Source organism: Embleya sp. NPDC020886 (assembly GCF_044333915.1).
In the GTDB taxonomy this organism is placed as follows: domain Bacteria; phylum Actinomycetota; class Actinomycetes; order Streptomycetales; family Streptomycetaceae; genus Embleya.
Map to the genome: position 1 here is coordinate 282,710 of NZ_JBIRRX010000009.1, position 22,297 is coordinate 305,006.

Here is a 22,297-nt window from a genome sequence, read left to right on the forward strand (position 1 = left end):
ACATATGGAGAACTCGTGCTCTACGGAAGCGCCTTGCGGGACGACCTGGCCCGCGCAAAGACCACACCCCTCGTCGGCATCCACGACATGTACTCCGCGTCCCTCGCGGCGCGACATTTCGACGGCTTCTTCGTCTCCGGTTTCGGCTTCGCCGCCTCCTATTACGGGCTGCCCGACATCGGTTTCATCGCCTGGCCGGACATGGTGGCGTTCGTCGAGCGCCTGCGGCCGGCCTTTCCCCGGCAGCACCTCCTGGTCGACATCGACGACGGCTACGGCGACCCGGAGGTGGCCTGCCACGTGGTGCAACGGCTGGCCCGGGCCGGGGCGTCGGGGGTGATCCTGGAAGACCAGATGCGGCCCCGGCGCTGCGGCCACGCCGACGGCAAGCTGGTGCTTCCGCTGAGCGAATACCTGGACAAGCTGGCGCAGGTGCTGGACAGCCGGGGCGACCTGGTCGTGGTCGCCCGCACCGACGCCACCGAGCCGGACGACATCCTGCGCCGGGCGAAGGCACTCGCCAAGACGGACGCCGACCTGGTCCTGGTGGACGGCGTGCGCAGCGTCGAGTGGATCCGCCGGATCCGGGCGGCGGTCGGCGACAAGCCGCTGCTGTTCAATCAGATCGCGGGCGGCAAGTCGCCGCGCCTGACCCTGACCGAACTGGCCGAACTGGGCGTGGACGCGGCGATCTACAGCACACCCTGCCTGTTCGCCGCGCACACCGCCATCGACACCGCGCTGACCGAACTGATCCGTGCCGACGGCCGATTGCCCGAGGCCGACGGTCCGGACGCGGTCGGCGTCCGGACCGCGACGGCGCTGCTGGAGCGCAACATCAGCCGCCACCACCCGTCCTGACCGCAGCCCGCACGACTATTCGGTCTTCGGCGCGATCCGGTGCAGTTGCCTGCGGTCGTAGTAGGTGGTCATCGCGAAGCCGAAGGCGAGACCGGCTGCGGCGCCGAAGGCGATGCCCAGCCAGGCCCGGGTCAGACCGGCGTCGGCGCGCGCGTCGAAGTACAGGATCGCGCGCACGCCGTCGCTGAGTTGGCGCATCGGTTCGAACACGGCCAACACCCGGTAGAAGTGCGGCAACGCCTCCAGTGGGATGGTCGCGCCGGAGGACGGCAGGGCCAGCACGATGAAGACGAACATGCTGACCAACTGGCCGATCCCGCCGAAGGCCGCGTTGATCGCCTGCACGCCCAGCCCGACCGCGGTGGTCGCGCAGACCGAGAACACCCACAGCAGCGGCAGATGGGTCGCGTCCATGTCCAGGATGCCGATCGTGGCAATCATGATCAGGGTGGTGGTGAGCATCGACAACACTGCGGACATCGCGCTCTTGACCGCGAGTTGATGGGTGCGGGTGATGTGCACGAGCGGCCGTTCGGTACGCAGCGGGCCGATCTCGCTCGCCACGTAGCCGAGTGCGACGTCGACCCCGTTGCCGATGACGTTGCCGCCCAGGAAGCCGGCCAGCACCAGGAGCAGCGTGTAGTAGAAGGCGGTCAGGCCCAGTCCGCTGTGTGGGCCGATCGGGTGACCCACCGCGACGGCGACCGCGATCGGGTCGGCGAGCAGCAGTCGGGACGCGGTGGTGGCCTGCCCCGGCCCGCTCGGCGGCACGGCGGTGAGCGCCGCACCCAACTGCAACGAGGCCGCGTGCAGGGCCTGTTGGGCGATGCCGGTGGCCAGTGACGAGGCCAGGCTGCCCGCCCCGGGGTTGGTCAGCACGGTGACCGTGGGGCGGGTCGGCGCGGCCGGCGCGGGCGCTCCCAGCGCGGCCACCGACGCGGTGAAGCCCGCCGGCACCACGATCGCGCCGTACAGCTTGCCCGAGCCCATTTGTTGTCGGGCCGAGTCCTCGTCCATGATCCGCCAGGAGACCGCGTGGTCCGGGTCGGGCGCGGCGGCGATGCCCTCGGTGATCCGGGCGCCGAGGTTCTCCGTCCCGGCCGGCGCGCCCTGATCGGCGTCGACCAGGCCGATCGGCAGGCGATGCAGATCCGTGCGCGGGTTGAGGATGCCGCCCATGTAGAGCATGGACAACAGGAAGGCCAGTACCCCGACGATGACCGAGGGCATCACCCAGATCCGCGGATTGCGCAGCACCCGAGACGCGCCGACCCAGGGGGTGGACTGGTTCGAGGCCATCACTCTCCAGACGGGCCGAGGGCGGACCGGCCGCCCGCGCGCAGGCACGGCGACGGGCGGGCCGCCGTGGGCGAGATGGTCGCCCGGTCCGGGTCGGACCAAACCCCGGCTGCGCGGGACGGGCGAACGCCCGTATCGGGCCCGGGAGCGCTGCGTCGCCGGAACGGCGAAAAGGCCTCGCTCCCGGCGTGGGGCGCCGGAAGCGAGGCCGTCATCGGTCGCGCGTGATCAGGAGATGCTCACGTCGTCCACGAGGAACGTGGTGGTCAGCGAGGAGTCCTCGGCACCCGCGAAGGTGAGGGTGACCGTCTGGCCCGCATAGGCGCTCAGGTTCACCGTGCGTTGCACGTAGGCACCGGTGGCGCCGACGTTGGAATAGGTGGCCAGGGTGGTGGAGCCGATCTTGATCTTCAGAGTGTCGTAGACCGTGCTGCCGGTCTCCTTGGTGGTGGTCTTGATCCACACCTTCAGGCTCGGCGAACCGGCCGGGATCGTGATGTTGGACTGGCTCACGGTCTCGGTCGCGGTGGACCCGTAGCCCATCATCCACGCGTACCAGGAGCCGCCGTGCGCGGAGCCCGGGTTGCTGTTGGTGATGTCGTTGGCGCTTTGCGTCCAGTTCGCGGTGCCCTGTTCGAAGTCGCCGTTGCGGATCGAGTTGCCCGGCGGCGCGTTGCCGACGGTCAGCGTGTACTGCGCGGTGTGCGTGGCGGAGGGACCGGTACCGGTCACGGTGATCACGTACGTACCGTTCGCCGCGTTCGCGGCGGCCGTCGCGGTCAGGGTGGCGGAGGCGCCGGACTGGACGGAGTTCGGGACCACGCTCACCGAGACGTCGGCGGGCTGACCGGTGGCGGTCAGCGCGACGGTCTGTGCCACGCCCGAGGTGATGGTGGTACCGACCGTGGCCGAGACCGAGTTGCCGGCGAGCACGGAACCCGAGTTCGGGGTGACGGCCATCGAGAAGTCGTTCTGCCCGGGGCCACCGGTGCACGTCGGGTCATTGGGCTGCGCGGGCACGCTGATCGCGTCCCAGGCGGCCTTGGTCTTGTTGAACAGCGCGCAGGTCGCGTCGAGGGTCTTGGCCGAGTTCAGCGTGGCGGTGCGGTACTTCTTGTAGGTCATGCCGCTGGTCTTGAGCAGCATGCCGCCGTAGAAGACCTTGCCGGCCTGCTGGATGCCGACCCCGGTGAGGGTGGTGTTGTTGCAGGTGGGGCTGGTGGGCTTGCCGCCGCCGGGGTTGGTGCCCTCGGCGAGCAGGTAGAACCAGTGGTTCAGCGGGCCGGCCGCCGCGTGCTCCTCCGTGTTCGGGATGGAGGAGCTGTAGCAGTCGGGGTCGCCGTTGGTGGAGGGCTTGTACATGTAGCGGATCGGGCCCTGGCCGACCAGGTTGACGGCTTCGCCGACGGTGTAGTCGGGGACGTCGTACGGCGAGGGCTCGTTGGTGTACGCCTCGGTCAGCGCACCCATGATGTCGCCGGTGGACTCGCCCAGACCCGGCTCGGTGCCCGCGCCGCCGGGGGTGAACTGGTCGATGCCGTGCCCGAATTCGTGGCCCACGACGTCCATCGAACCGATCCACTGGTTCGCCTGGTTGTGCCCGATGGAAACGGACGAGCCGTCCCAGTAGGCGTTGACGTCGTTCAGGCCGACCTTGACCGGCCAGCTTCCGCCGGTACCGTTGTGCCCGTTGCGACCGAGCCAGTCGCGGAGCATGTTCCATTCCTTCTGCGCCGCCCACATGACGTCGGCGCAGCCGGTCTCCTTGCTGGACGCCTGGCCGTTGCCCCACGAGTCGCTCGACTTGGAGAAGACCGTGCCGTTGGCGTAGTCGGCGCAGGTCAGGCCGGGACGGTTCGGGTCGCGCAGGGAGTACGTGCCGTTGTTGTTGGTCGTGTCGATGGTCAGCGGACCGGGCCCGTTCCACTGGCTGTTCGCGCTGCCGGCCTTGACGTCGTCGACGGTGTCGAGCACCGTGCCCGTGCTCGCATCGACGAAGACGTGCAGCCTGCTGGGCGCGGACGCGGTACGACCGGCCAGGACGGTTTCCCAGGCCAGGTTGCTCTGCCCGTCCTTGACCCGGACGACCAGGCGGTGCGACTCGACCTTGTCGACCGAGGCGAGCCTGGTCCTGGAGGTGGCTTCCGCCGCCGCCGCGTCGATTCGCGCGGTGGTGTTCGCCGCGATCCGGGTGCCGGTGGCGGATTGGGTCGCGCGGACGCGGCCCTGGCCGTCGGCGAGCACCACGGCGTCGCCGCCGACCACCGGGATGCCCCGGTAGGTGCGCTCGTAGGCGACCGAGTAGAGGCCGTTGACCCAGGGGGTCACCGCTTGGCGCTGATACTGCTCGTCGGGACCCTTGGCGAGAGAGTCCAGACCACTGGCCGCGGCCCGGTCGGCGGCGGAGACCGCCAGGGACTGCGAGCCGGGGGGAGGCGGGTCGGCGGAGGCCGACTGAGCGGTCGAGGCGACCGTCAGCCCGGCGAGTACGGCCAGAACAGTCCCGGCCGTCACCGTTTTTCGATTCATCGAGGCTCCTTGAGTGGAAGGTAGACCTCGACCACGAATCCGGCCTTCGCCGTGCGTGTCCGCAAGGAGAGCGAACCGCCGCCGAGTATGGCCGCCGGGTTCGTGCCCGATCGGCAAACGCTCACACGGTGGGACGGCCCCGTTCAATGCGCCGTCGAGCGGTCGGCAAAATCTGTCAAATGCCTTCTTCCGCACCAGAGTTGCCCAGGACGGAGAATGACGGCCGGGAGTCGGTCGACGGGGCCGCCCGGCGCCCGGCGCGCCTTCGGAGAGGCACGTCGGGCATCGGGCGGTCGGTGCGATCGGCCCGGATCAGCCCAACGGGAGATCCAGATGATGCGGGTCCGATTCGGTGCGGGCGATGGTGATGGTGCTGCCCTCGACGGTGGCGGCACCGTAGAACGGGTCGATGGTGTCGACCACCAACATCACCCGGTGGCCGGCCGGCACGTTGTAACCGGTGGCCTGGAGTTCGATGTCCACCGTGACCGATTCGCCGGCCTCACCGAGGAGCCGGGTGAACGGCGCGTGCGTGATGATGTGGCCCAGGCCGCGCGGACCGACCGCGAACAGGTAGGCCACCAACGTCGATTCCGGCGCGTCGACGGTGTAGGTCAGGTGCAGCCGGGGGATGCCGCGCAGCGGTGTGACGACGGGCAGCGGCGCGGTGACCCACACGCCCGCGTTCGCCCGGTCGATCTTGCCGGTGCGGTAGACCCTGGGCAGACCGGCCAGTTCGGCGAATCCGGAGAAGATGATCGCGTCCGCGACGGTGGCCCGGGTGTCGGTGCCGGCCCGGAAGGTGACGTCACCGTCGCCGCTCGGCTTGTCGGTGAGCGTGCCGTCGCCGCCGTTCTGCGGCGCGGACAGGTAGAGGCGTTCGGTGCGTCCGGTGACCGCGCCCCAGGTGGACCGTTCCTCGATGGGGCCGTGCCACATGATCTCGGAGATTACTTCGCCCTCGGTGTTGATGCCGTTGTCGACCCCCTTGAGGTGGTGGTCGAACCATCGGTGGGCGTCCTCCCAGATCCGGTTCGGCAACCCGACGATGCCCGTCGCCTCGGGGCCCGAGTGATCGCCGATGGACATCAACAGCCGTTTGGGTCCGCTCAGTCGGTTGAACGTCTCCAACATCTGATTGCTCGGGAACAGCGTCTCGTGCCACGCGTTCGCGAACAGCACCGCCACGTCGTTGTCGTTGATCTGCTCGATGTAGGTGATCGGTGAGCGCGGGACGGCCCAGGCCAACGTGTCCGGCACGTTCTCGTTGTTCAACACGTCGGCGAATACCTGCTGGGTCTTCTTGCTGAGCCTGGCCTTGGCCGCGGCCTTCAACAACGCGGCGACCGAGGCGACATGGCGGGTGTCGTTCTCGTAGAACGCCTTGCCCAGGTCGCCCCACGTGCTGAGCGCGGCGACCGCCTTCACCCTGGGTTCGTGGGCGGCGACCAACTGGCTGATCCCGGAGCCGTAGGAGTCGCCGAGGAAGCCGACCGAGGTCGGCTCGGTGCCGATCTGCTCGATCGCGAAGTCCAGCGCCGCGATGCCGTCCTCGATGTCCGGGGTGCCGGCCACCTCGACGTGGCCACCGGATCCGGCGAAGCCGCGGGCGGTGTAGGCCAGGACGTCGTATCCCTTGAGGGCGAACCGGATCGCCTGTGCCACGTAGACGAGCCAGCCCGCGTCCGTCCACGGCGAGGGCATCACCACCACCGGCCGGGCCTCGCCGTCGCGGTGCGCCCAGAGCGCGCCGTCCAGCGACACCTTCGTGCTCCCGCCCTCCGGCGGACGGGGAACGGTGACCCGGCGGAAGTCGACCCGGGACCGAAGCTGCTCGATCTCGGCCGCCCGCGCGGGCGCGAGATGACTGGTGTCCCCGGTCTCCAGGGCCTCGGCGATTCGCGCCAAGGCCGCCTCGTCCAGTTCCGGATAGAGGGTGGTCGGTTGCGGTTCCTGAGAACTCACGTCGGTCCTTTCCCACTTCGTCGGATCGAGCGCACGACGTCGACGACGCACCATGATCGCGGTGCGTGCCGACTTCAGGACACACTGTCATTTCATGGTGCTCCGCGATGGGAGTATGGGAGGAAAATCCGAAGTGGGAAACAGCCGTTCCGGTGCGCCGGCCCCTTTCGCTACCCTCGGCCGACCTGTCGGAATCGACGAGCGGGGCGGCCCGCGGATCGGATGGCCAAGATGAGCGTTCCCCCGGAAGTCGAGACAAAGCGGCCGACCGTGTCGATCTCCGCCGGACGGGTGCGCGGCACCGCCTCGGACGGCATCCACCGCTTCCTCGGCATCCCGTACGCCGCCGCGCCGGTGGGGCCGAGACGGTTCGACCGGCCGGTGCCGCACCCGGGTTGGTCCGGTGTGCGGGACGCCGATTCGATGGGGCCGACCGCGCCGCAGGCGCCGTATCGGGGCGGCCTGGAATCGCTGCTGCCGACGGTGACGGTCGAGGGCGACGAGGTGCTCAACCTGAACATCTGGGCGCCCGCCGACGCGACCGGTCTGCCGGTCATGGTGTGGGTGCACGGCGGTTCGCTCGCACACGGCGCGAACGCGCTGCCCGGATACGACGGCAGCACCTTCGCCCGGGACGGCGTGGTGTTCGTGGCGCCGAACTACCGTCTGGCGTCCGAGGGTTTCTCGGTGCTGGCGGGTGCGCCGCGCAATCTCGGACTGGCCGACGTGCTCGCCGCGCTGCGCTGGGTGCGGGCCGAGATCGCGGCCTTCGGCGGGGATCCGGAACGGGTCACCGTGTTCGGCGAGTCCGCCGGATCGATCCTGCTCGGTGCGCTGATCGCGCATCCCGAGGCCGAGTCGTTGTGCACCCGGGCCATTCTGCAGAGCGGCATGCCCGGCGCCGTCCCGCCCGCGCGGGCCGGGCGGATCACCCGCCTGGTGGCCAAGCGGCTGGGCCGGGCGGCCACCCGGGAGGCGTTCGCGGACGTGCCCGCGGCCGAACTGGTCGCCGCCGAGCAGGCGGTCACCGCCGGCGGCAACCCGATGACCGGCGGCCCGGGCTTTGCCTTGGCCGTCGGCGAGGACCCGGTGCCGGTCGAGCCGTTCGCCGCGCTACTGGCCGGCGCCGGTTCCGGGATCGGGCTGTTGATCGGCTCGAACGCCGAGGAATACCGGTTGTGGTTCGTGCCCACGGGCCTGTTGCACCGGGTCGGGCCACTGTTGTTCGCGGGCGCCCGGCTGAAGTTCCGGATCGGGCGCCGGATCCTGGCCGTGTATCGGGCCGAGCGGCCGGGCGCCTCGCGCGGCGAACTGCTGGGCACGCTGGCCGGCGACCTGCTGCTCCGGCTGCCGATCAACCGGCTCGCGGATGCCCGGCTGGCGCGCGAGGCACCCACCCATGTCTACGAGTTCGGCTGGCGCAGTCCGGCCCGCGACCTCGGCGCCGCACACGCGATGGAACTCCCGTTCGTGTTCGACGGCCTCGACCTGCCCGACTGGCGGGCGCTTACCGGAGACGCGCCGCCGCAGCGGTTGGCCGACGAGATGCACGCGGCGTGGGTGCGGTTCGCCAAGACCGGCGACCCGGGCTGGGAACCGTGGGACGTCCGGCGCCCGGTCCGGGTGTTCGACGCGCCCGAATCGAGCACGGTGCTCGCCCCGCGCGAGGTCGAGCGGGCGGTCTGGCGCTGAGCGGTGCGGCACGTCCGGCCGGGTGGACGGCGACTCACCCGGCCGGGCCCGAGCCGGCGCGCCGCCGGCTCAGCCGAGGGCTCGGCGGACGGCCGCGTGCGGCAGCGCGTACGCCCGCTGCCCGGCCGGGGCGTGCACCGTCTCGGCGGCCAACAGGGCGTCCAGGACCGCCTCTTCTACGGCGTCCATGGTCGCCGCGAACACCGTGTCGAGCAGCGCCGAGGGCAGCGGCTCCATCGCGCGCGGCGGCGCGGTGGAGAAGGCCACCGCGCAGTCGCCGCTGCCGTGCGCGAACGCCGCGCCGACCCGGGCCAGGGCGAACACGCCGCGGCCGGCGATCCGGGTCGACTCGCGGGTCGAACAGGGCAGATCGGTGGCCACCACGATCACGCACGAACCCCGCCCGTGCACCGGCCCGGCGGTCGGCAGGCCCAGCGAGACGGGCCGCACCGACTGGCCGCCCAGGCGCAGTTCGCCGGACATGTTGGCCTGGACCAGGACGCCGACGGTCGCCTCGCCGGTGTCCGTCGGCACCCGGCGCGACGCGGTGCCGATGCCGCCCTTGTAGCCCAGCGCACACGCGCCGGTGCCGCCACCCACGTTGCCCTGCGGCACCGCCCCGGTCGAGGCGGTGTCCAGTGCGGCGTGCACGTGCGTGGCGGTCAGCGCCCGTGGTCGCGCCCGGGACAACCAGGTGTCGTCGATCTCGCCGACCACCGGGTCGACCGAGGCCGGCGGCGGGTCGACCCGGGCCGGCCGCCAGGTCAGCAGGGCGTCCGCGGCCCGACAGGTGGACTGCGTGGAGGTCAACAACAACGGCGTGCCCAGTCGGCCGAGTTCGACCAGTGGGCCGGCTCCGACCAACCCCGCGTGGCCGTTGCCGACGAACAGCCCCGCGCGCAACGGGCCGTGGGTGTACAGCGCGTCGGGCACGATCGCGGTCACCCCCGAGTACAGCCCCGCCGCGGCGTCGCGCAGCGTGGTGTGGCCCACCCGAACGCCCGCCACGTCGGTGATCGCGTTCCACGTCCCGGGGCGCAGTCCACCCGGTGCGTGGCCGTAGTCGCGGATCCGCGGCCGCGGCCCCGGGCGATCGGTCGCGAGTGCGGTCATGGTCGGGCTCCAGGGGTCGGTTCCGCCGGCATTCGCATGACGTCACTGTGCGCCGCTGCCGCGACGGGTCGCACCGTCGCCGCCGACGAAAGATCGGCCCCGACTCCGTGGCCCCCGCCAAGCCGGCCACACGGTGCGCGGCGGGCGCCGACGTGCCTCGCGTCCCGCGTCCGGCGTCCCGTGTTCCGGCGCCGTGCGGTCCGCGCTCTATAGGCTGACCACCCACTGGCGCCGGAGAGCGGCACCGACACGGTTGAGGGTGCACGGATGAGCGCGCGTTTCGAGGAACTCGACTGGCGGCCGACGCCGATGGGCGAGATCAGCCTGCGCCGCAGGCGGGATCCGGCCACCGGCGAGGACGTGTACGAGGTCAAGCTCGGCGACGAGTTCCTGATGTCCAGCCTGTTCACCGCAGGCGAGATCGCGCTGACCAGACTCGGCCTGGCCGCACTGCCCGAGGGTGAACTCGACGTCGTGGTGGGCGGGCTCGGGCTCGGTTACACCGCCAAGGCGGCACTGGACGACCCGCGCCTGCGCAGCCTGATCGTGGTCGACGCGCTCGGCGAGGTGATCGACTGGCATCGGCGCGGCCTGGTGCCGTTGGGCCTCGCACTGGCGGACGATCCCCGGTGCCGGTTGAGCCAGGGCGACTTCTTCGCACTGGCGGGCGATCCCCGGGGGTTCGATCCGCAGGAGCCGGGTCGCCGCTTCCACGCGATCCTGCTGGATGTCGACCACTCGCCGCGGCACGTGCTGCACCCCAGCCACGCCGCCCTGTACCGGCCCGCAGGACTGCGCGCACTGGCCGATCGGCTGCATCCGGACGGGATCTTCGCGTTGTGGTCGAACGACCCGCCGGACGCGGAGTTCGGCGAGGTGCTCGGCCAGGTGTTCACGGACCCGGTCGCGCACGTGGTCGACTTCGACAATCCGCTCCAGGGCGGTACGTCGACCAACACGGTCTATGTGGCGCGAAAGGCGGGAGACCCCGCGTCCTGACCCGGCGGGACGGCGAGCCGGGCCGGGACGCGGGGGTCCCGGGCGTGTTCCCGAGCCCCCTCCGGAACACGCGCGGATGCCGTACCCGGCGACAGGGCACGGGTCGCCGGATACGGCATCGGGTCAGCCGCGCAGGTGGTCGATCGCGGTGCGGGCGGCCAGGCCGATCGCCGCGTCGGCACGCGGGAGCCGGAAGCCCATCGACTCCGAGCGCAGGAACACGCCGACGGCGTAGCGCTTGCCGTCCGGGTATTCCACGACACCGGCCTCGTTGCGCACGCCCCACAGGGTGCCGGTCTTGCCGGACACCCGGATCTCGTCCCCGAACGCGGAGGAGAGCCGGTGCGGCCAGATCTGTCGGCCCATGATCTCGCGCACCTCGGCGCACGCCTCGGCCGGACCGGCCTCGTCCCGCCAGATCGCGGCGAGCAGTTTGGTGATCTCGCGCGGGGTGGTCGAGGCGGTGCGCTCGGGGTCGCGCACGCGCAGCCCGCGGCACTGGTCGGGGGTGAGCGCGGCCATCTTCTCCTGGGCGTCCGCGGCCGTCGGGTCGATGCCCAGATCGAGCATCACGGAGGCGAAGAGTTCCTTGCACCCGGTGACCGAGGTGTCCCGGCAGCCCAGCTCGTCCAGGGTGGCGCGCACGTTCTCCCGGCCGACCAGCCGCAACATCACGTCGGTGGCCGCGTTGTCGCTCATCGTCATCATCATGTGGGTGAGGTCGCGCGCGCTCATCTCCACGTCGTGCCGGCAACCGTCGGTGCCGATGCCGTCGCCCTCGCGGTCGGCGTCGGTGACCAGGTGGCGGCCGGCCCGATCGAGGCGGCCGTCGGCGGCCTGGCGGGCGTACTCCAGGGCGATCGGGATCTTGAAGACCGAGGCCAGCACGACCGGCGCGTCGCCTTGGTACTCGACCTCGCCGTCCCCGTCCAGTTCGCGTACGTGCAGGTAGCCGTCCACGTCGGCGGCGTCGAAGACGGCCCGGATGCTCTTCGCCGGCTCGGCCGGCGCTTGCTCGCTGCTCATGTGCGCTCCGTGAATCGTCGGCCGACCCCTGGGGGCCGGTGGTGGTGGCTCAGCGCTTCGCGGACGTGTTGGGCAGGTGGGTGGCCGAGGTGTGCGCGGCCACCGCGTACCAGATGTTGACCAGGTCCATCAGGGCGTTCGGGTCGGGCGCCGCGCACCGCACCGTCAACAGGTCCAGCCGCTCGGCGCCGGGCACCAACGCGGCGAACTCGGCGGCCAGGGGGAGTTGGAAACCCACCTCCAGGACCAGTTCCTCGGGCACCGGCAGCGCGCGCAGCGAGGAGGCGTTCTTGACCGCCAGCGCGGCCTGCTCGCGGATCAGGTCCCGAGCCAGGGAGGGGTGCATGGTGTCCGCCGCAGCCCAGCCCTCGGCCGACTTGACCTGTGCGGTGACCACGCCGGGGAACGCCTCCGCGGCCACCGAACACACGTGGTTGTCGCCGGTGACCAACCCGATCGGCACCCCGTGCTGGGCCGCGAGCAGCGCGATCACCTCGGCCTCGGTGACCTGGCGACCGCCGAGTTTGACCGTGGTGAAGTTGCCGGAGAAGGTGTGCGCGAGCACGCCCGGCTCGCCGGCCGCCGCGTGGTAGCCGACGAACAGCGCCACCGCGTGTTGCGGGCCCAGCCCCTGGGCCATGCACTGGGCCTTGGGCGAGCCGAGGATCATCCGGGCCCGGGGGTCGAGGTCCTCGGCGATCAGGTTGTCCATCGTGCCGTGGCTGTCGTTGATCAGTACGCGGTCCGCGCCCGCCGCGAAGGCGCCCTCGATCGCGGCGTTCGCCTCGCCGGTCATCAGGTGCTGGGCCCGCGGGTAGCCGCTGCCGCCGCGCCAGATCTGGTCCAGCGTGGCGATGCCCGCCACACCTTCCATGTCGATCGAGATGTACACGTCCATCGGTCACTCCCGCTTCGTCGCGTTGCCCGTGCCGGTCCGGTTCGCGCGCGTCCTGCGGGAAACCGGTGCGGGCGGTGCGCGGACCGTCGGCGGCCTCTGCCGAGGATTCCGGGAAGCGGTACCGCTCGGCGTCGGTGATTCGGACAGGTTCGGGGGCGGTTCTTCGTCCCGGACGACGATTCACGCCATTCGGGCGCTGCCTACCGTGATCGTCCTCTGCGGCACTCGCCGCCGCTTTCCGAGGAGGTATCCCACGATGGGACGATCCGAGGTGTCCGGGCCGGTTGCCCGGACGCTGCCGACGCCGGAGTATCTAGCGACCCGAATCGGCGAGCTGGCCGAGCGTGGCAACATCCCCGGCGCCAGCGTCGCGGTACGGATGGGCGACGAGACGGTGACCGCCGCCACGGGTGTGCTCGACGTGGAGATCGGGTACCCCGCGACCCCCGACTCGATCTTCCAGATCGGATCGATCACCAAGGTCTGGACGGCGACGCTGATCATGCAGCTCGTCGACGAGGGCGTGCTCGACCTGGACGCCCCGGTGCGGACCTACCTGCCCGAGTTCCGGCTCGTCGACGAGGCCGCCGCCCAGGTGGTGACGCCCCGTCAGCTCCTGTGCCACACCGCCGGTTTCGAGGGTGACCTGTTCGACGACCACGGCCCCGGTGACGACGCGGTGGCCAAAATGGTCGCGGGACTGGCCGACGACGCGGGCCAACTCTTCCCGCCCGGCGAGATGTTCTCCTACTGCAACAGCGGCTTCGTCGTGCTCGGCCGGATCGTCGAGGTGCTCACCGGGCAGACCTGGGAGGCCACCCTGCGTGAGCGGATCGCGATCCCGCTGGGGCTGACCCGGGTGGCCACCAACGCCAACGAGGCGCTCCTGCACCGGGTGGCGATCGGGCACGGTGCCGGGCCGGACGGGGTTCCGGTCAAGGTGCCGGCCTGGGAGGGGCCGCGGTCCAACGCGCCGGCCGGCTCGACGCTGACCACCACCGCGACCGACCTGGTCGCCTTCGCCGCCGCGCACGTCGCCCGGGGACTGTTGCCGGACGGCACGCGCCTGTTGTCCGAGGCGTCCGCGCTGGCGATGCGCGAGCCGCAGGTGCACGCGCCCGACATCGGCGCGGTGGGCACCGTGTGGGGGCTGGGCTGGAACCTCTTCGACTGGGTCGGCGGCCCGGTGATCGGCCACGACGGCGGTGCCATCGGGCAGAGCGCGATCCTGCGGGTGGCCCCCGAGAGCGGCGTCTCGATCGCGATCCTCACCAACGGCGGTGACCTGGGGGTGATGTACGACCTGGTCCGCGACGTGTTCGCGGCCAGTGCCGACGTGGTGGTCCCGGAACCCGTCGCGCCGCCCGTCGACCCCCCGGTGGTGGACTCGCGCTTCTTCGTCGGCCGCTACGCCTCGCAGGCGATGGTCTACGACGTGGTCGAGTCCGAGGAGGGCCTCGAGTTGACCATGCGTACGATCGGCGCCGCCGCCGAGATGGCCGGGGGCGAGCAGGTGCGGACCGGCAGGCTCGCGGTTCGCGACGCCCGCACCCTGATCGAGGTCGAGCCGCGGGGCGGGCGGTACACCCAGTACGCCTTCCTCGGCGACGGCGACCGCGCCGGCTTCCTGCACATGACCCGCGCGCTGCCTCGGGTCACCGCCGGCGAATCGGGCACCGCACCCGGCAACGGACAGCGCGGCGCCGAGTGTTCCTCCGGAGGCGAGCGATGAGACGCGCCCCGCGCACCGCCGCGGTCGTGTTCGCGCTGGGGTTGTTCGCGGCCGGCTGCGGGGGAACCGCCCCCGGTGGCGCCGGGGGCGGTGACGATGCGGTCACCATCGCGATCCCGGGCGACCCGGGCAACCTGAACCCGATGACCGCGCTGACCTCGTCCGCGGTGACGATGAACCGCTACACCTACGACGCGTTGATCCAGGTCGACCCGGTGGACGGGCGGATCGTCTCCGGCGTCGCGGAGAAGTGGACCTCCGACGCGACGTCCGCGACCTTCACGATCAGGCGCGACGTGATGTGCGACAACGGTGTCGCGCTGACCGCGTCCGACATCGCGGCTCAGTACACGTATATCGTCGACCCGGCGAACAAGTCCCCCCTGAACGGTCTGATGGTGCCCCCCGGCGTGGTTGCCACCGCCGACGACGCGACGAACACCCTGACGCTGAAGACCACCGATCCCAGCCCCTTCCTGGTTCGCGGCTCCGCGATGTTGCCGCTGGTGTGCCCCACCGGGCTGCGTGCGTCGGAGCAACTCACCCACACGTCCGACGGCACCGGGCCGTATCGCCTGACCGAGGTGGCCTCGGGCGATCACTTCACCTTCACCAAACGGCCCGGATACGTTTGGGGGCCGGACGGTGTCGACAACAAGCACATGCCGGAGCGGGTGGTCTTCAAGGTCATCGGCAACGAGTCCACCAGGGCCAACCTCCTGCTCGCCGGCCAAATCGACATCGCGCCCGTCATCGGCAGCGACCGTTCCCGGTTGCTCGCGGCCGGCGTGAAGTACCAGTCCCAGCGCGATCCGCTCGGGATGTTGACCTTCAACGAGGCCGCCGGTCGGGTCACCGCCGATCCGCAGGTGCGGCTGGCGCTGCTCTCGGCGCTGAACCTCAAGCAGATCGGCGCGGTGGCCACCGGCGGCAAGGGTGTCGCGCCGCTGCGGCTGGGCGTCACGATGGGCCCGCCGTGCACGGAGGACGCGATCACCGGCAACATCGCGCCGTACGACCCTACCAAGGCTGCCGAGACCATGCGCGCGGCCGGCTGGAAGAAGGTCGGCGGGCGTTGGAGCAAGGACGGCAAGCAGTTGTCGGTCTCGCTGGTCAATCCCGGCAACACCTATGGAACCCAGGTCGTGGCCGCCGTCGAGTTGGTGGCCAAGCAGTGGACCTCCTTCGGGGCCAAGGTCAGCCTGCAACCGACCACCCCCTCGACCAATGCCACAGTCCTGTTCAGCGGCCAGTGGGAGGTCGCGTGGGCGCCGCTTTCGGTGACCACGCCCGACCAGGCCGTGCCCTTCTTCGGCGGGCCTCCGCCGCCCGACGGCCTGAACTTCGGCTCGCTCGACAACCCCGAGTACAAGCGGCTCATGGCCCTTGCGATGGCCAAGCCTGACACCTCCGGCTGCCCAGAATGGACGGCAGCGGAGTCCGAGTTGACCAAACGTGTCGATGTGGTGACCTTTATGGACTCGATGACCCTGTATTTCACCCGGGGCTATACCTTCCAACTCGATGGTGGAGGCCCGATTCCCACCAGTCTTCGCAAGGTCGGTGGCCGATGAGCACCGCAACCCTCACCGGTCGGGTGATCGACTTCCGGCTCGGCCCCTGGGCCTCCTTCCTGGTACGCCGCACCGGGCGCCTGTTGGTCTCGCTCGCCGCTCTGATCACCGCAGCCTTCGCGATGATCCACTTCGTCCCCGGCGACCCGGTCCGAGGTGCCCTGGGGCTCAACGCCACGCCCGAGGCGGTCGCCGCCCGCAAGGAACAACTGGGCCTGGACGAATCGCTGATCTCCCAGTACCGGCACTTCCTGAGTGGGCTCTTCCACGGCGATCTGGGCGAATCGATCACCGCCCGGGTCCCGGTGTCCCAGATGATCGGCGACCGACTGCCGGCCACCATGGAGATCGCGATCTACGCGTTCGTCCTGGTGATGCTGGTGGCCGTCCCGCTGGGCATGGCGATGGCCGTGTGGACCCGCAACGGTCGGCGCCGGCGCGGCGAACTGGCCTTCGCCTCCTCGACCGGGGCGATCGTGGCCATCCCGGAATTCCTCCTCGCCGTCGGCCTCGCCTCGGTGTTCGGCGTCTCCCTCGGCTGGTTCCCGGTGGCGCTGCGCGAAGGCCCCGACTCCTACGTACTGCCCGTGCTCGCCCTCGCCGTCACCCCGATCGCCGCACTGTCGCGAATCGTTCGGGTCGAGGCGCTGCGCGTGTTCGAGACCGACTACATGCGCACCGCCCGGGCCAAGCGCCTGCCGGGCCGACTGGTCTACCTGCGGCACGCGTTGCCCAACCTGCTGACCTCCTCGCTCACCCTCGGCGGCCTGCTGCTCAGCGGCCTGCTGGCGGGCACCGTGCTGATCGAGAACGTCTTCGCCTGGCCCGGCCTGGGCATGACCATCGTCCAGGCGATCCTGCAGAAGGACTATCCGCTCGTCCAGGGCATCGTCCTGGTCTACGGAGCCACCGCCCTCACGATCAACTTCATGGTCGACCTCGCCGTCGCCGCCGCCGATCCCCAGTCCACGATTCGCGGGAGCTGACGATGTCCCAGACCCCAAGACTCCGCCTCGCCCTGCGCACCCCCCTGGGGATCGCCGCGGCCGCCGCGAGCACGATCATCGTCCTGACCGCGATCTTCGGACCGATGTTGCTCGGCGACACGGCCGACCGCATCGACACCGACGCGATCGGCCGACACAGCGGCACCGAGCACCTGTTCGGTACCGACGCGCTCGGTCGCGACATCGCCGCCCGGGTGGTGGTGGCGACCCGGCTCACGCTGGAACTCACCCTGTTCGCCACGCTCATCGCGGTCGTCGGCGGCCTGATCCTGGGCGTGCTGCCGGCGGTCCTGGGCCGCCGCGCCGGTCGCCTGATCACCGCGACGGTCAACCTGCTCGTCGCCTTCCCCGGCCTGCTGTTCGTGCTCTTCCTCGCCGTCATCTTCGGCGTCGGTACCTTCTCCGCCGCCTTCGCCATCGGCCTGGGCGCGGCACCCAGCACCGCCCGACTCGTGCAGAACCTGACCGCCTCCATCGCCGGCACCGACTACGTGGCCGCGGCCCGGATCCTGGGCGTCAACCGCTTCCGGATCATCGTGCGGCACATCCTGCCCAACATCGCCGAACCCGTCGCGCTGTTCGTCTCCACCACCGCCGCCGGCATCCTGGTCGCCTTCTCCGGCCTGTCCTTCCTCGGGCTGGGCGTGCAACCGCCCGACTACGACTGGGGACGCCTGCTCAACGAACAACTCGACCGGGTCATGGTCGACCCGATGTCGGCGGTCGGCCCCGGCGCCGCGATCGTGCTCACCGGCATCACCTTCGGCCTGATCGGCGAGGTCGTCGCCAAGGCGAACGCCGGTCGCACCGCGCCGCAGCCCGAGATCGCGACGGCCGAAACGAGCGCCATGACGCCCGCCGAGGAGAGCGCGTCCGGCCTGCTGCACATCGACCACCTCCAGGTCCGCTTCCCCGGCCACACCGCGGTGCACGACGTGTGCCTGACCGTCGACGAGGGCGAAGCGGTGGGCATCGTCGGCGAATCCGGCTCGGGCAAGAGCCTGACCGCGCTCGCCGCGGCCGGACTCGTCCCGCACCCCGGCCGGGTCAGCTCCCGGACCATGCGCTTCGGCGACCGGGACCTGAACAAGCAGGCGCCCAAGGGCACTTCGATGGCGATGGTCTTCCAGGACCCGATGGCCTCGCTCAACCCCGCACTCACCGTCGGCCGGCAACTCGCCGAAGTGGCCGAGGTGCACCACAACGCCGGACGCGCGGCGGCCGTCTCCCGCGCCGTCTCCCGGCTGGGCGCGGTCGGCATCATCAACCCCGAACTGCGGGTCCGCAAGCGCCCGCACGAGTTCTCCGGCGGCATGCGCCAGCGCGTGATGATCGCCATGGGCCTGATGGGCGAACCCCGCCTGATCATCGCCGACGAGCCCACCACCGCCCTGGACGTGACCGTCCAGGCCCAGGTGTTGGCCCTGCTCCGGGACGTGCGCACCGAATCCGGTGCCGCGCTGCTGCTCATCTCGCACGACATCGCCGTCGTCTCCCAGGTGTGCGACCGCGTCGTGGTCATGTACGCGGGCCGGATCGTGGAGGAACTCCCGGTCGGAGACCTCGCCGACGGCGTCGCCCACCCGTACTCGGCCGCGCTGATCGGCGCGGTGCCCAGCATGACCACCGACCGGGACACCCCGCTGGCGACCATCCCCGGCCGCCCGCCCGAGCCCGGCGAGCAGAGCGTCGGCTGCCCGTTCGCGCCCCGCTGCGCCCGGGCCACCGACCGCTGCCGCACCGAGGAGCCGGTGCTGGAGCAGATCCGCCCGGGCCGACGCGTCGCGTGCTGGGACCCGATCACCACCGCCACCCACGAACTGGAGGAGGCACGATGAAAGCCGTGAGCACGGCGGATCCCTCCGCCGCCGAAGCCGCCTCGGGCCCCGCCGGAAGCACCACGTCCGGCTCGCTCGAACTGCGCAACATCACCGTGCGCTACGGACGGGGCCGCAACGCCTCGACCGCCGTGGACGACGTCTCCCTGGACGTGCCCGCGGGCAGCGTGGTCGGTCTGGTCGGCGGTTCCGGATCGGGCAAGTCCACGCTGGGCCGGGCCGCGGTCGGGCTGGTCTCGATCGACTCGGGACAGGTCCTGGTGGACGGCGTCGACCAGGGCCGCAAGCCCGGGCGTCGGCCGATCCAACTGGTCTTCCAGGACCCGTTCGCGTCGCTGAACCCGCGGCTGACCATCGGCGGTTCGGTCGCCGAGGCGCTGCCGCGCGCCGACCGGGCGACCCGGGCGACCGAGGTGGCCCGCTACCTCGACCTGGTCGGCATCGACCCGGGTGTCAGTACCCGCCTGCCGCACGCGCTCTCCGGCGGCCAGCGCCAACGGGTCGCGCTGGCTCGCGCGCTGGCCGCCCGGCCCGCCGTGCTGGTCGCCGACGAGGTCACCTCCGCACTGGACGTCTCGGTGCAGGGTGCGGTGCTCAACCTGATCCGCGACCTGCAACGCGAGCTCGGCTTCGCGATGTTGTTCATCTCGCACAACCTGGCCGTGGTGCGCTACCTGGCGGACCGGATCGCGGTGATGGACCGCGGCGTCCTGGTCGAATGCGGCCCGGCCGCACAGGTGTTGGAGAACCCGGAACACGACTACACCCGGGCCCTGTTGTCCGGTGTCCCCACGATCGGCGAGCCGCTGCCCGAGCGGGCGGCGGTCGCGCCCGCGACCGAAGCGGAGACGGAGGCAACGGCCCGATGACGCCGACACCGGCGGGAGCGCGTACCGGCGGCGACCTGTACCGCGCCGACCGCGAACCCGAACCCGATTCCGGTGCACTTCGCGAGCGCGCGGTCGAGGCGGCCGACCGCGCGGCTCGCCTGGCCCGGATCGAGATCCGTGAGCTGCACACCCTGGGCGAGATGGCCGACGCGTGCGAGTTGTTCCAACACGTCTGGCAGCCCGAGCCGACCAACCCGATGATCAGCCCCGAACTGATGACCGTGGTCGCCCACTCGGGCGGCTACGTGGTGGGCACCTACGAGGGCGACCGGCTGATCGGCGCGTGTGTGGGCCTGCTCTCCACCGAGGGCCTGCACTCGCACATCGCCGGCGTCGACGAACGCTCGCGCGGACGCGACGTGGGCTACGCGCTCAAGGTCTACCAGCGCGCCTGGTGCCTGGAGCGCGCCATCACCCGGGTCACCTGGACCTTCGACCCCCTGGTCGGCCGCAACGCCTACTTCAACCTGGCCAAGCTCGGCGCCCTCCCGGCCGAGTACCTGGCCGACTTCTACGGGCCGATGTCCGACGCCATCAACGGGGACGACTTCTCCGACCGGCTGTTGGCCCGCTGGGACCTGACCGCCGACCGGGTCGCGCTGGCCTGTGCCGGGGTGGCGCAACCCGTCGACACCGAGGACCTGGCCGGAGAGGTGGTCATCGGCCTGGACGCGGGCCCCGACGGGCGGCCGATCCGGGGCCGCACCGACGGGGACGTGGTGCTGGTCGCGGTACCTCGGGACATCGAGGCGCTGCGGCGGGCCGACCCGTCGGCGGCGCGGGGGTGGCGGCTGGCGGTGCGCGAGGTGCTGGGCGAGCTGATGAGCCAGGGTCGGCAGGTGCGCGGCTTCGGCCGGGACGGGCGGTACGTGCTCGATCGCGGACCGGACGGGTATCGACCGTAAGAGTCGACATCGTGCGGAGTGAGCCGGTTTCACCCCCGCACATCCGACTCAAGATCGTTTAGACTCCGCCCACGGGCCGGCCATCGAGGACATGGGCGGCCCCTGGGCCGGACAGGCCGGCCGGGCTCGACGGGGGACCTGTGTCGACGGATTGGAACCCCGAGTCATGAACGTGCCAAGCAGCCGGCGAATACACCCCGTGGGCAGCACTCCCACGCACACCCCGGTGGGCAGCCGATGACCGCGAGTCCGCGCGCGGTCCTCGGGCGCATCATCGACGACCTCGGCTCGACCCTGTTCGCGGTGGCGGCCGGCACGCCGGATCCCGACCGCGAGGTCACCGGCGTGCTCATCCACGATCCGCACGACGAACCCGCGCACCTGCCGGGTGCGGTGGTCCTGGGCGTCGCCGTCTACGGATCCGCCGCGATCGCCGCCCTGGTGCACCGCGCCGCCGGGCTGGGCGCACCGGCCATCGTGGTGCGCGGCCCGATCGTGGTGGACGCCGAGATCGAGGCGGCCGTCGCGAGCACCGGCGTGGTGATCCTGGCGCTCACCCCCGGTGCGTCCTGGTCGCAGGTCACCACCATGCTGCGGGCCCTGCTCGCGGTGGACGAGGTGGGCACCGCGCAAAGTGGCGAAACCCTCGACGGCGCACCGGCCGGCGACCTGTTCGCGCTGGTCAACGCGATCGCCGCGCTGCTGGACGGACCAGTCACCGTGGAGGACCGCAGCGGCCGGGTGCTGGCCTTCTCCAGCCGCCAGGACGAGGCGGACGAACCCCGGATCGCCACCATCCTGGACCGCCAGGTGCCCGCGGAGATGTTGCGCATCCTGGAGGAGCGCGGCGCCTTCCACGCGCTGTACCGCAGCGAGGGACCGCTGTATCTGGCCGGCGTCTCCGACCTGCCCAGGGTGGCCATCGCGGTCCGGGCCGGGGACGAGATCCTGGGCTCGATCTGGGTCGTGGTGCACGAGCCGCTGTCCGAGGAGTTGGCCCGCTCGCTGACCGAGGCGGCCAAGGTGGTCGCGCTGCACCTGCTGCGCCGCCGGGCCGGCGCGGACGTGGAACGCCGACTGCGTACCGATCTGCTCGCCACCGTGCTCGAAGGCGGCCCGGCGGCGGTGGACGCGGCCGGCCGACTGGGCCTGGCCCATCAGCCCGCGTGCGTCCTCGCCCTCGCCGTGGTCGGCGACTCGGCACCGGCGGAGCGCAGCGCCGAGGAACACCGGATCGTCGACGCGCTGGCCCTGCACCTGGCCGCGGTCCATCCGCGTACCGCCACCGCCCGACTGGGCGGCTTCACCTACGCGATCCTGCCCACCGAGTCGGACGCTCGGGCGGTCCGGCTCGCCGAGGAGTTCCTGGCCCGGATCGGCGGCCGGATCGACGCGGTCGTGGGCATCGGCCGGGTGGCCGCCCGCGAGGTGGACCTGCCCTCCTCCCGCGCCGACGCGGACCGCGCGCTGCGGGTGCTGCGTGCGGGCCGCTCGTCGTTGCGGGTGGCCCGGTTGTGCGACGTGTACGTGTCCTCGCTGCTGGTCGACGTCGCCGACCGGGTCGCCGCCACCGACGACGCGCCGGCCGGACCGGTCACCCGGCTGCGCGCCTACGACGCCGAACACGACACGCACCTCACCGAGACCCTCGCCGCGTGGCTGGACACCTTCGGCGACGTCACCGCGGCGGCGGCGGCCGTGCACGTGCACCCGAACACGTTCCGCTATCGACTGCGCCGGTTGTCCGAGGTGGGCGCGATCGACCTCGCCGACGGGGACGCCCGCTTCGACGCGATGTTCCAACTCCGCCTGCACGGCGTGCATCCGGGCCGCGGCTCCGCCCGGGCCGCGGCCAGCGGACGGATCACCGCCCCGCCGACGCTGCGCGGGCCGGTGGTCTAGGAGGACGTCGTGTTCACTCGGTGCGGCGGTCGCGCCCGAGTGCCATCCGGGCGGCGCGCCGAATGGG

Annotated in this window: 15 protein-coding genes and 1 pseudogene; 10 read left to right on the plus strand and 6 right to left on the minus strand. The window is 71.5% G+C overall.

Going from position 1 to position 22,297, the window contains the following annotated elements; translation table 11 throughout:
* Positions 1–15: 15 nt before the first annotated feature.
* Entirely contained in the window at positions 16–861 is an 846-nt protein-coding gene (locus tag ACH4U8_RS29515) for an oxaloacetate decarboxylase (protein ID WP_395781308.1), read from the plus strand.
* A gap of 15 nt (positions 862–876) precedes the next feature.
* On the opposite strand, the gene ACH4U8_RS29520 is transcribed toward ACH4U8_RS29515, so the two are convergent.
* The 3 genes and pseudogenes from ACH4U8_RS29520 to ACH4U8_RS29530 all read right to left on the minus strand — a co-directional run bounded on the left by ACH4U8_RS29520 (position 877) and on the right by ACH4U8_RS29530 (position 6,654).
* Positions 877–2,160 (minus strand): DUF3533 domain-containing protein, encoded by a 1,284-nt coding sequence (locus ACH4U8_RS29520; RefSeq protein WP_395781310.1) that lies wholly within the window; start codon positions 2,158–2,160, stop codon positions 877–879.
* Between the two features lie 558 nt (positions 2,161–2,718).
* Positions 2,719–4,689, minus strand: a pseudogene (locus tag ACH4U8_RS29525) (M4 family metallopeptidase); the annotation flags it as partial.
* 312 nt (positions 4,690–5,001) lie between these two features.
* On the minus strand, positions 5,002–6,654 hold the full coding sequence (locus ACH4U8_RS29530) for a CocE/NonD family hydrolase (protein ID WP_395781312.1): 1,653 nt from the start codon (positions 6,652–6,654) through the stop codon (positions 5,002–5,004).
* A gap of 231 nt (positions 6,655–6,885) precedes the next feature.
* On the opposite strand from ACH4U8_RS29530, the gene ACH4U8_RS29535 reads away from it, so the two are divergent.
* A complete protein-coding gene (locus ACH4U8_RS29535; RefSeq protein ID WP_395781314.1) occupies positions 6,886–8,346 on the plus strand; it encodes a carboxylesterase/lipase family protein in 1,461 nt (486 codons plus the stop codon).
* Positions 8,347–8,415: 69 nt separating this feature from the next.
* On the opposite strand, the gene ACH4U8_RS29540 is transcribed toward ACH4U8_RS29535, so the two are convergent.
* Entirely contained in the window at positions 8,416–9,459 is a 1,044-nt protein-coding gene (locus tag ACH4U8_RS29540; RefSeq protein WP_395781316.1) for a P1 family peptidase, read from the minus strand.
* A gap of 267 nt (positions 9,460–9,726) precedes the next feature.
* Between ACH4U8_RS29540 and ACH4U8_RS29545 the strand changes: the two genes are divergently transcribed.
* Complete coding sequence (locus ACH4U8_RS29545) at positions 9,727–10,458, plus strand: spermidine synthase (protein ID WP_360321318.1); 732 nt, start codon at positions 9,727–9,729, stop codon at positions 10,456–10,458.
* Between the two features lie 123 nt (positions 10,459–10,581).
* Here ACH4U8_RS29545 and ACH4U8_RS29550 read toward each other — a convergent pair whose 3' ends face one another.
* Both ACH4U8_RS29550 and ACH4U8_RS29555 read right to left on the minus strand, forming a co-directional pair.
* Positions 10,582–11,484, minus strand: coding sequence for a serine hydrolase (locus ACH4U8_RS29550; RefSeq protein ID WP_395781318.1), 903 nt, complete (start codon positions 11,482–11,484; stop codon positions 10,582–10,584).
* 49 nt (positions 11,485–11,533) lie between these two features.
* Positions 11,534–12,382 (minus strand): M55 family metallopeptidase, encoded by an 849-nt coding sequence (locus ACH4U8_RS29555; protein ID WP_360321324.1) that lies wholly within the window; start codon positions 12,380–12,382, stop codon positions 11,534–11,536.
* Between the two features lie 256 nt (positions 12,383–12,638).
* Here ACH4U8_RS29555 and ACH4U8_RS29560 point away from each other — a divergent pair, with 256 nt between their 5' ends.
* The 7 genes from ACH4U8_RS29560 (at position 12,639) to ACH4U8_RS29590 (ending at position 22,230) form a co-directional block, all read left to right on the plus strand.
* Complete coding sequence (locus tag ACH4U8_RS29560) at positions 12,639–14,114, plus strand: serine hydrolase domain-containing protein (RefSeq protein WP_395781320.1); 1,476 nt, start codon at positions 12,639–12,641, stop codon at positions 14,112–14,114.
* Positions 14,111–15,688 carry an ABC transporter substrate-binding protein gene (locus ACH4U8_RS29565; RefSeq protein ID WP_395781322.1) on the plus strand — a complete coding sequence of 526 codons (1,578 nt, stop codon included), beginning with the start codon at positions 14,111–14,113 and terminating at the stop codon, positions 15,686–15,688. The genes ACH4U8_RS29560 and ACH4U8_RS29565 overlap by 4 nt, the downstream gene beginning before the upstream one ends.
* A complete protein-coding gene (locus ACH4U8_RS29570; protein ID WP_395781324.1) occupies positions 15,685–16,674 on the plus strand; it encodes an ABC transporter permease in 990 nt (329 codons plus the stop codon). Before ACH4U8_RS29565 ends, ACH4U8_RS29570 begins: the two co-directional genes overlap by 4 nt.
* A gap of 2 nt (positions 16,675–16,676) precedes the next feature.
* Positions 16,677–18,533 (plus strand): dipeptide/oligopeptide/nickel ABC transporter permease/ATP-binding protein, encoded by a 1,857-nt coding sequence (locus ACH4U8_RS29575; RefSeq protein ID WP_395781326.1) that lies wholly within the window; start codon positions 16,677–16,679, stop codon positions 18,531–18,533.
* Positions 18,530–19,402: an ABC transporter ATP-binding protein gene (locus ACH4U8_RS29580; protein ID WP_379990060.1), complete on the plus strand. Its 873-nt coding sequence runs from the start codon at positions 18,530–18,532 to the stop codon at positions 19,400–19,402. Before ACH4U8_RS29575 ends, ACH4U8_RS29580 begins: the two co-directional genes overlap by 4 nt.
* Positions 19,399–20,328 carry a GNAT family N-acetyltransferase gene (locus ACH4U8_RS29585; protein ID WP_395781328.1) on the plus strand — a complete coding sequence of 310 codons (930 nt, stop codon included), beginning with the start codon at positions 19,399–19,401 and terminating at the stop codon, positions 20,326–20,328. Before ACH4U8_RS29580 ends, ACH4U8_RS29585 begins: the two co-directional genes overlap by 4 nt.
* 237 nt (positions 20,329–20,565) lie before the next feature.
* Positions 20,566–22,230 (plus strand): PucR family transcriptional regulator, encoded by a 1,665-nt coding sequence (locus tag ACH4U8_RS29590; RefSeq protein WP_395781330.1) that lies wholly within the window; start codon positions 20,566–20,568, stop codon positions 22,228–22,230.
* Positions 22,231–22,297: the final 67 nt, after the last annotated feature.

Coding starts and splice junctions, on each gene's coding strand:
- ACH4U8_RS29575 (WP_395781326.1), top strand. CDS start 16,677: ATGTCCCAGACCCCAAGACTCCGCCTCGCCCTGCGCACCCCCCTGGGG.
- ACH4U8_RS29545 (WP_360321318.1), top strand. CDS start 9,727: ATGAGCGCGCGTTTCGAGGAACTCGACTGGCGGCCGACGCCGATGGGC.
- ACH4U8_RS29560 (WP_395781320.1), top strand. CDS start 12,639: ATGGGACGATCCGAGGTGTCCGGGCCGGTTGCCCGGACGCTGCCGACG.
- ACH4U8_RS29535 (WP_395781314.1), top strand. CDS start 6,886: ATGAGCGTTCCCCCGGAAGTCGAGACAAAGCGGCCGACCGTGTCGATC.
- ACH4U8_RS29580 (WP_379990060.1), top strand. CDS start 18,530: ATGAAAGCCGTGAGCACGGCGGATCCCTCCGCCGCCGAAGCCGCCTCG.
- ACH4U8_RS29570 (WP_395781324.1), top strand. CDS start 15,685: ATGAGCACCGCAACCCTCACCGGTCGGGTGATCGACTTCCGGCTCGGC.
- ACH4U8_RS29520 (WP_395781310.1), bottom strand. CDS start 2,160: ATGGCCTCGAACCAGTCCACCCCCTGGGTCGGCGCGTCTCGGGTGCTG.
- ACH4U8_RS29550 (WP_395781318.1), bottom strand. CDS start 11,484: ATGAGCAGCGAGCAAGCGCCGGCCGAGCCGGCGAAGAGCATCCGGGCC.
- ACH4U8_RS29555 (WP_360321324.1), bottom strand. CDS start 12,382: ATGGACGTGTACATCTCGATCGACATGGAAGGTGTGGCGGGCATCGCC.
- ACH4U8_RS29590 (WP_395781330.1), top strand. CDS start 20,566: ATGACCGCGAGTCCGCGCGCGGTCCTCGGGCGCATCATCGACGACCTC.
- ACH4U8_RS29585 (WP_395781328.1), top strand. CDS start 19,399: ATGACGCCGACACCGGCGGGAGCGCGTACCGGCGGCGACCTGTACCGC.
- ACH4U8_RS29565 (WP_395781322.1), top strand. CDS start 14,111: ATGAGACGCGCCCCGCGCACCGCCGCGGTCGTGTTCGCGCTGGGGTTG.
- ACH4U8_RS29540 (WP_395781316.1), bottom strand. CDS start 9,459: ATGACCGCACTCGCGACCGATCGCCCGGGGCCGCGGCCGCGGATCCGC.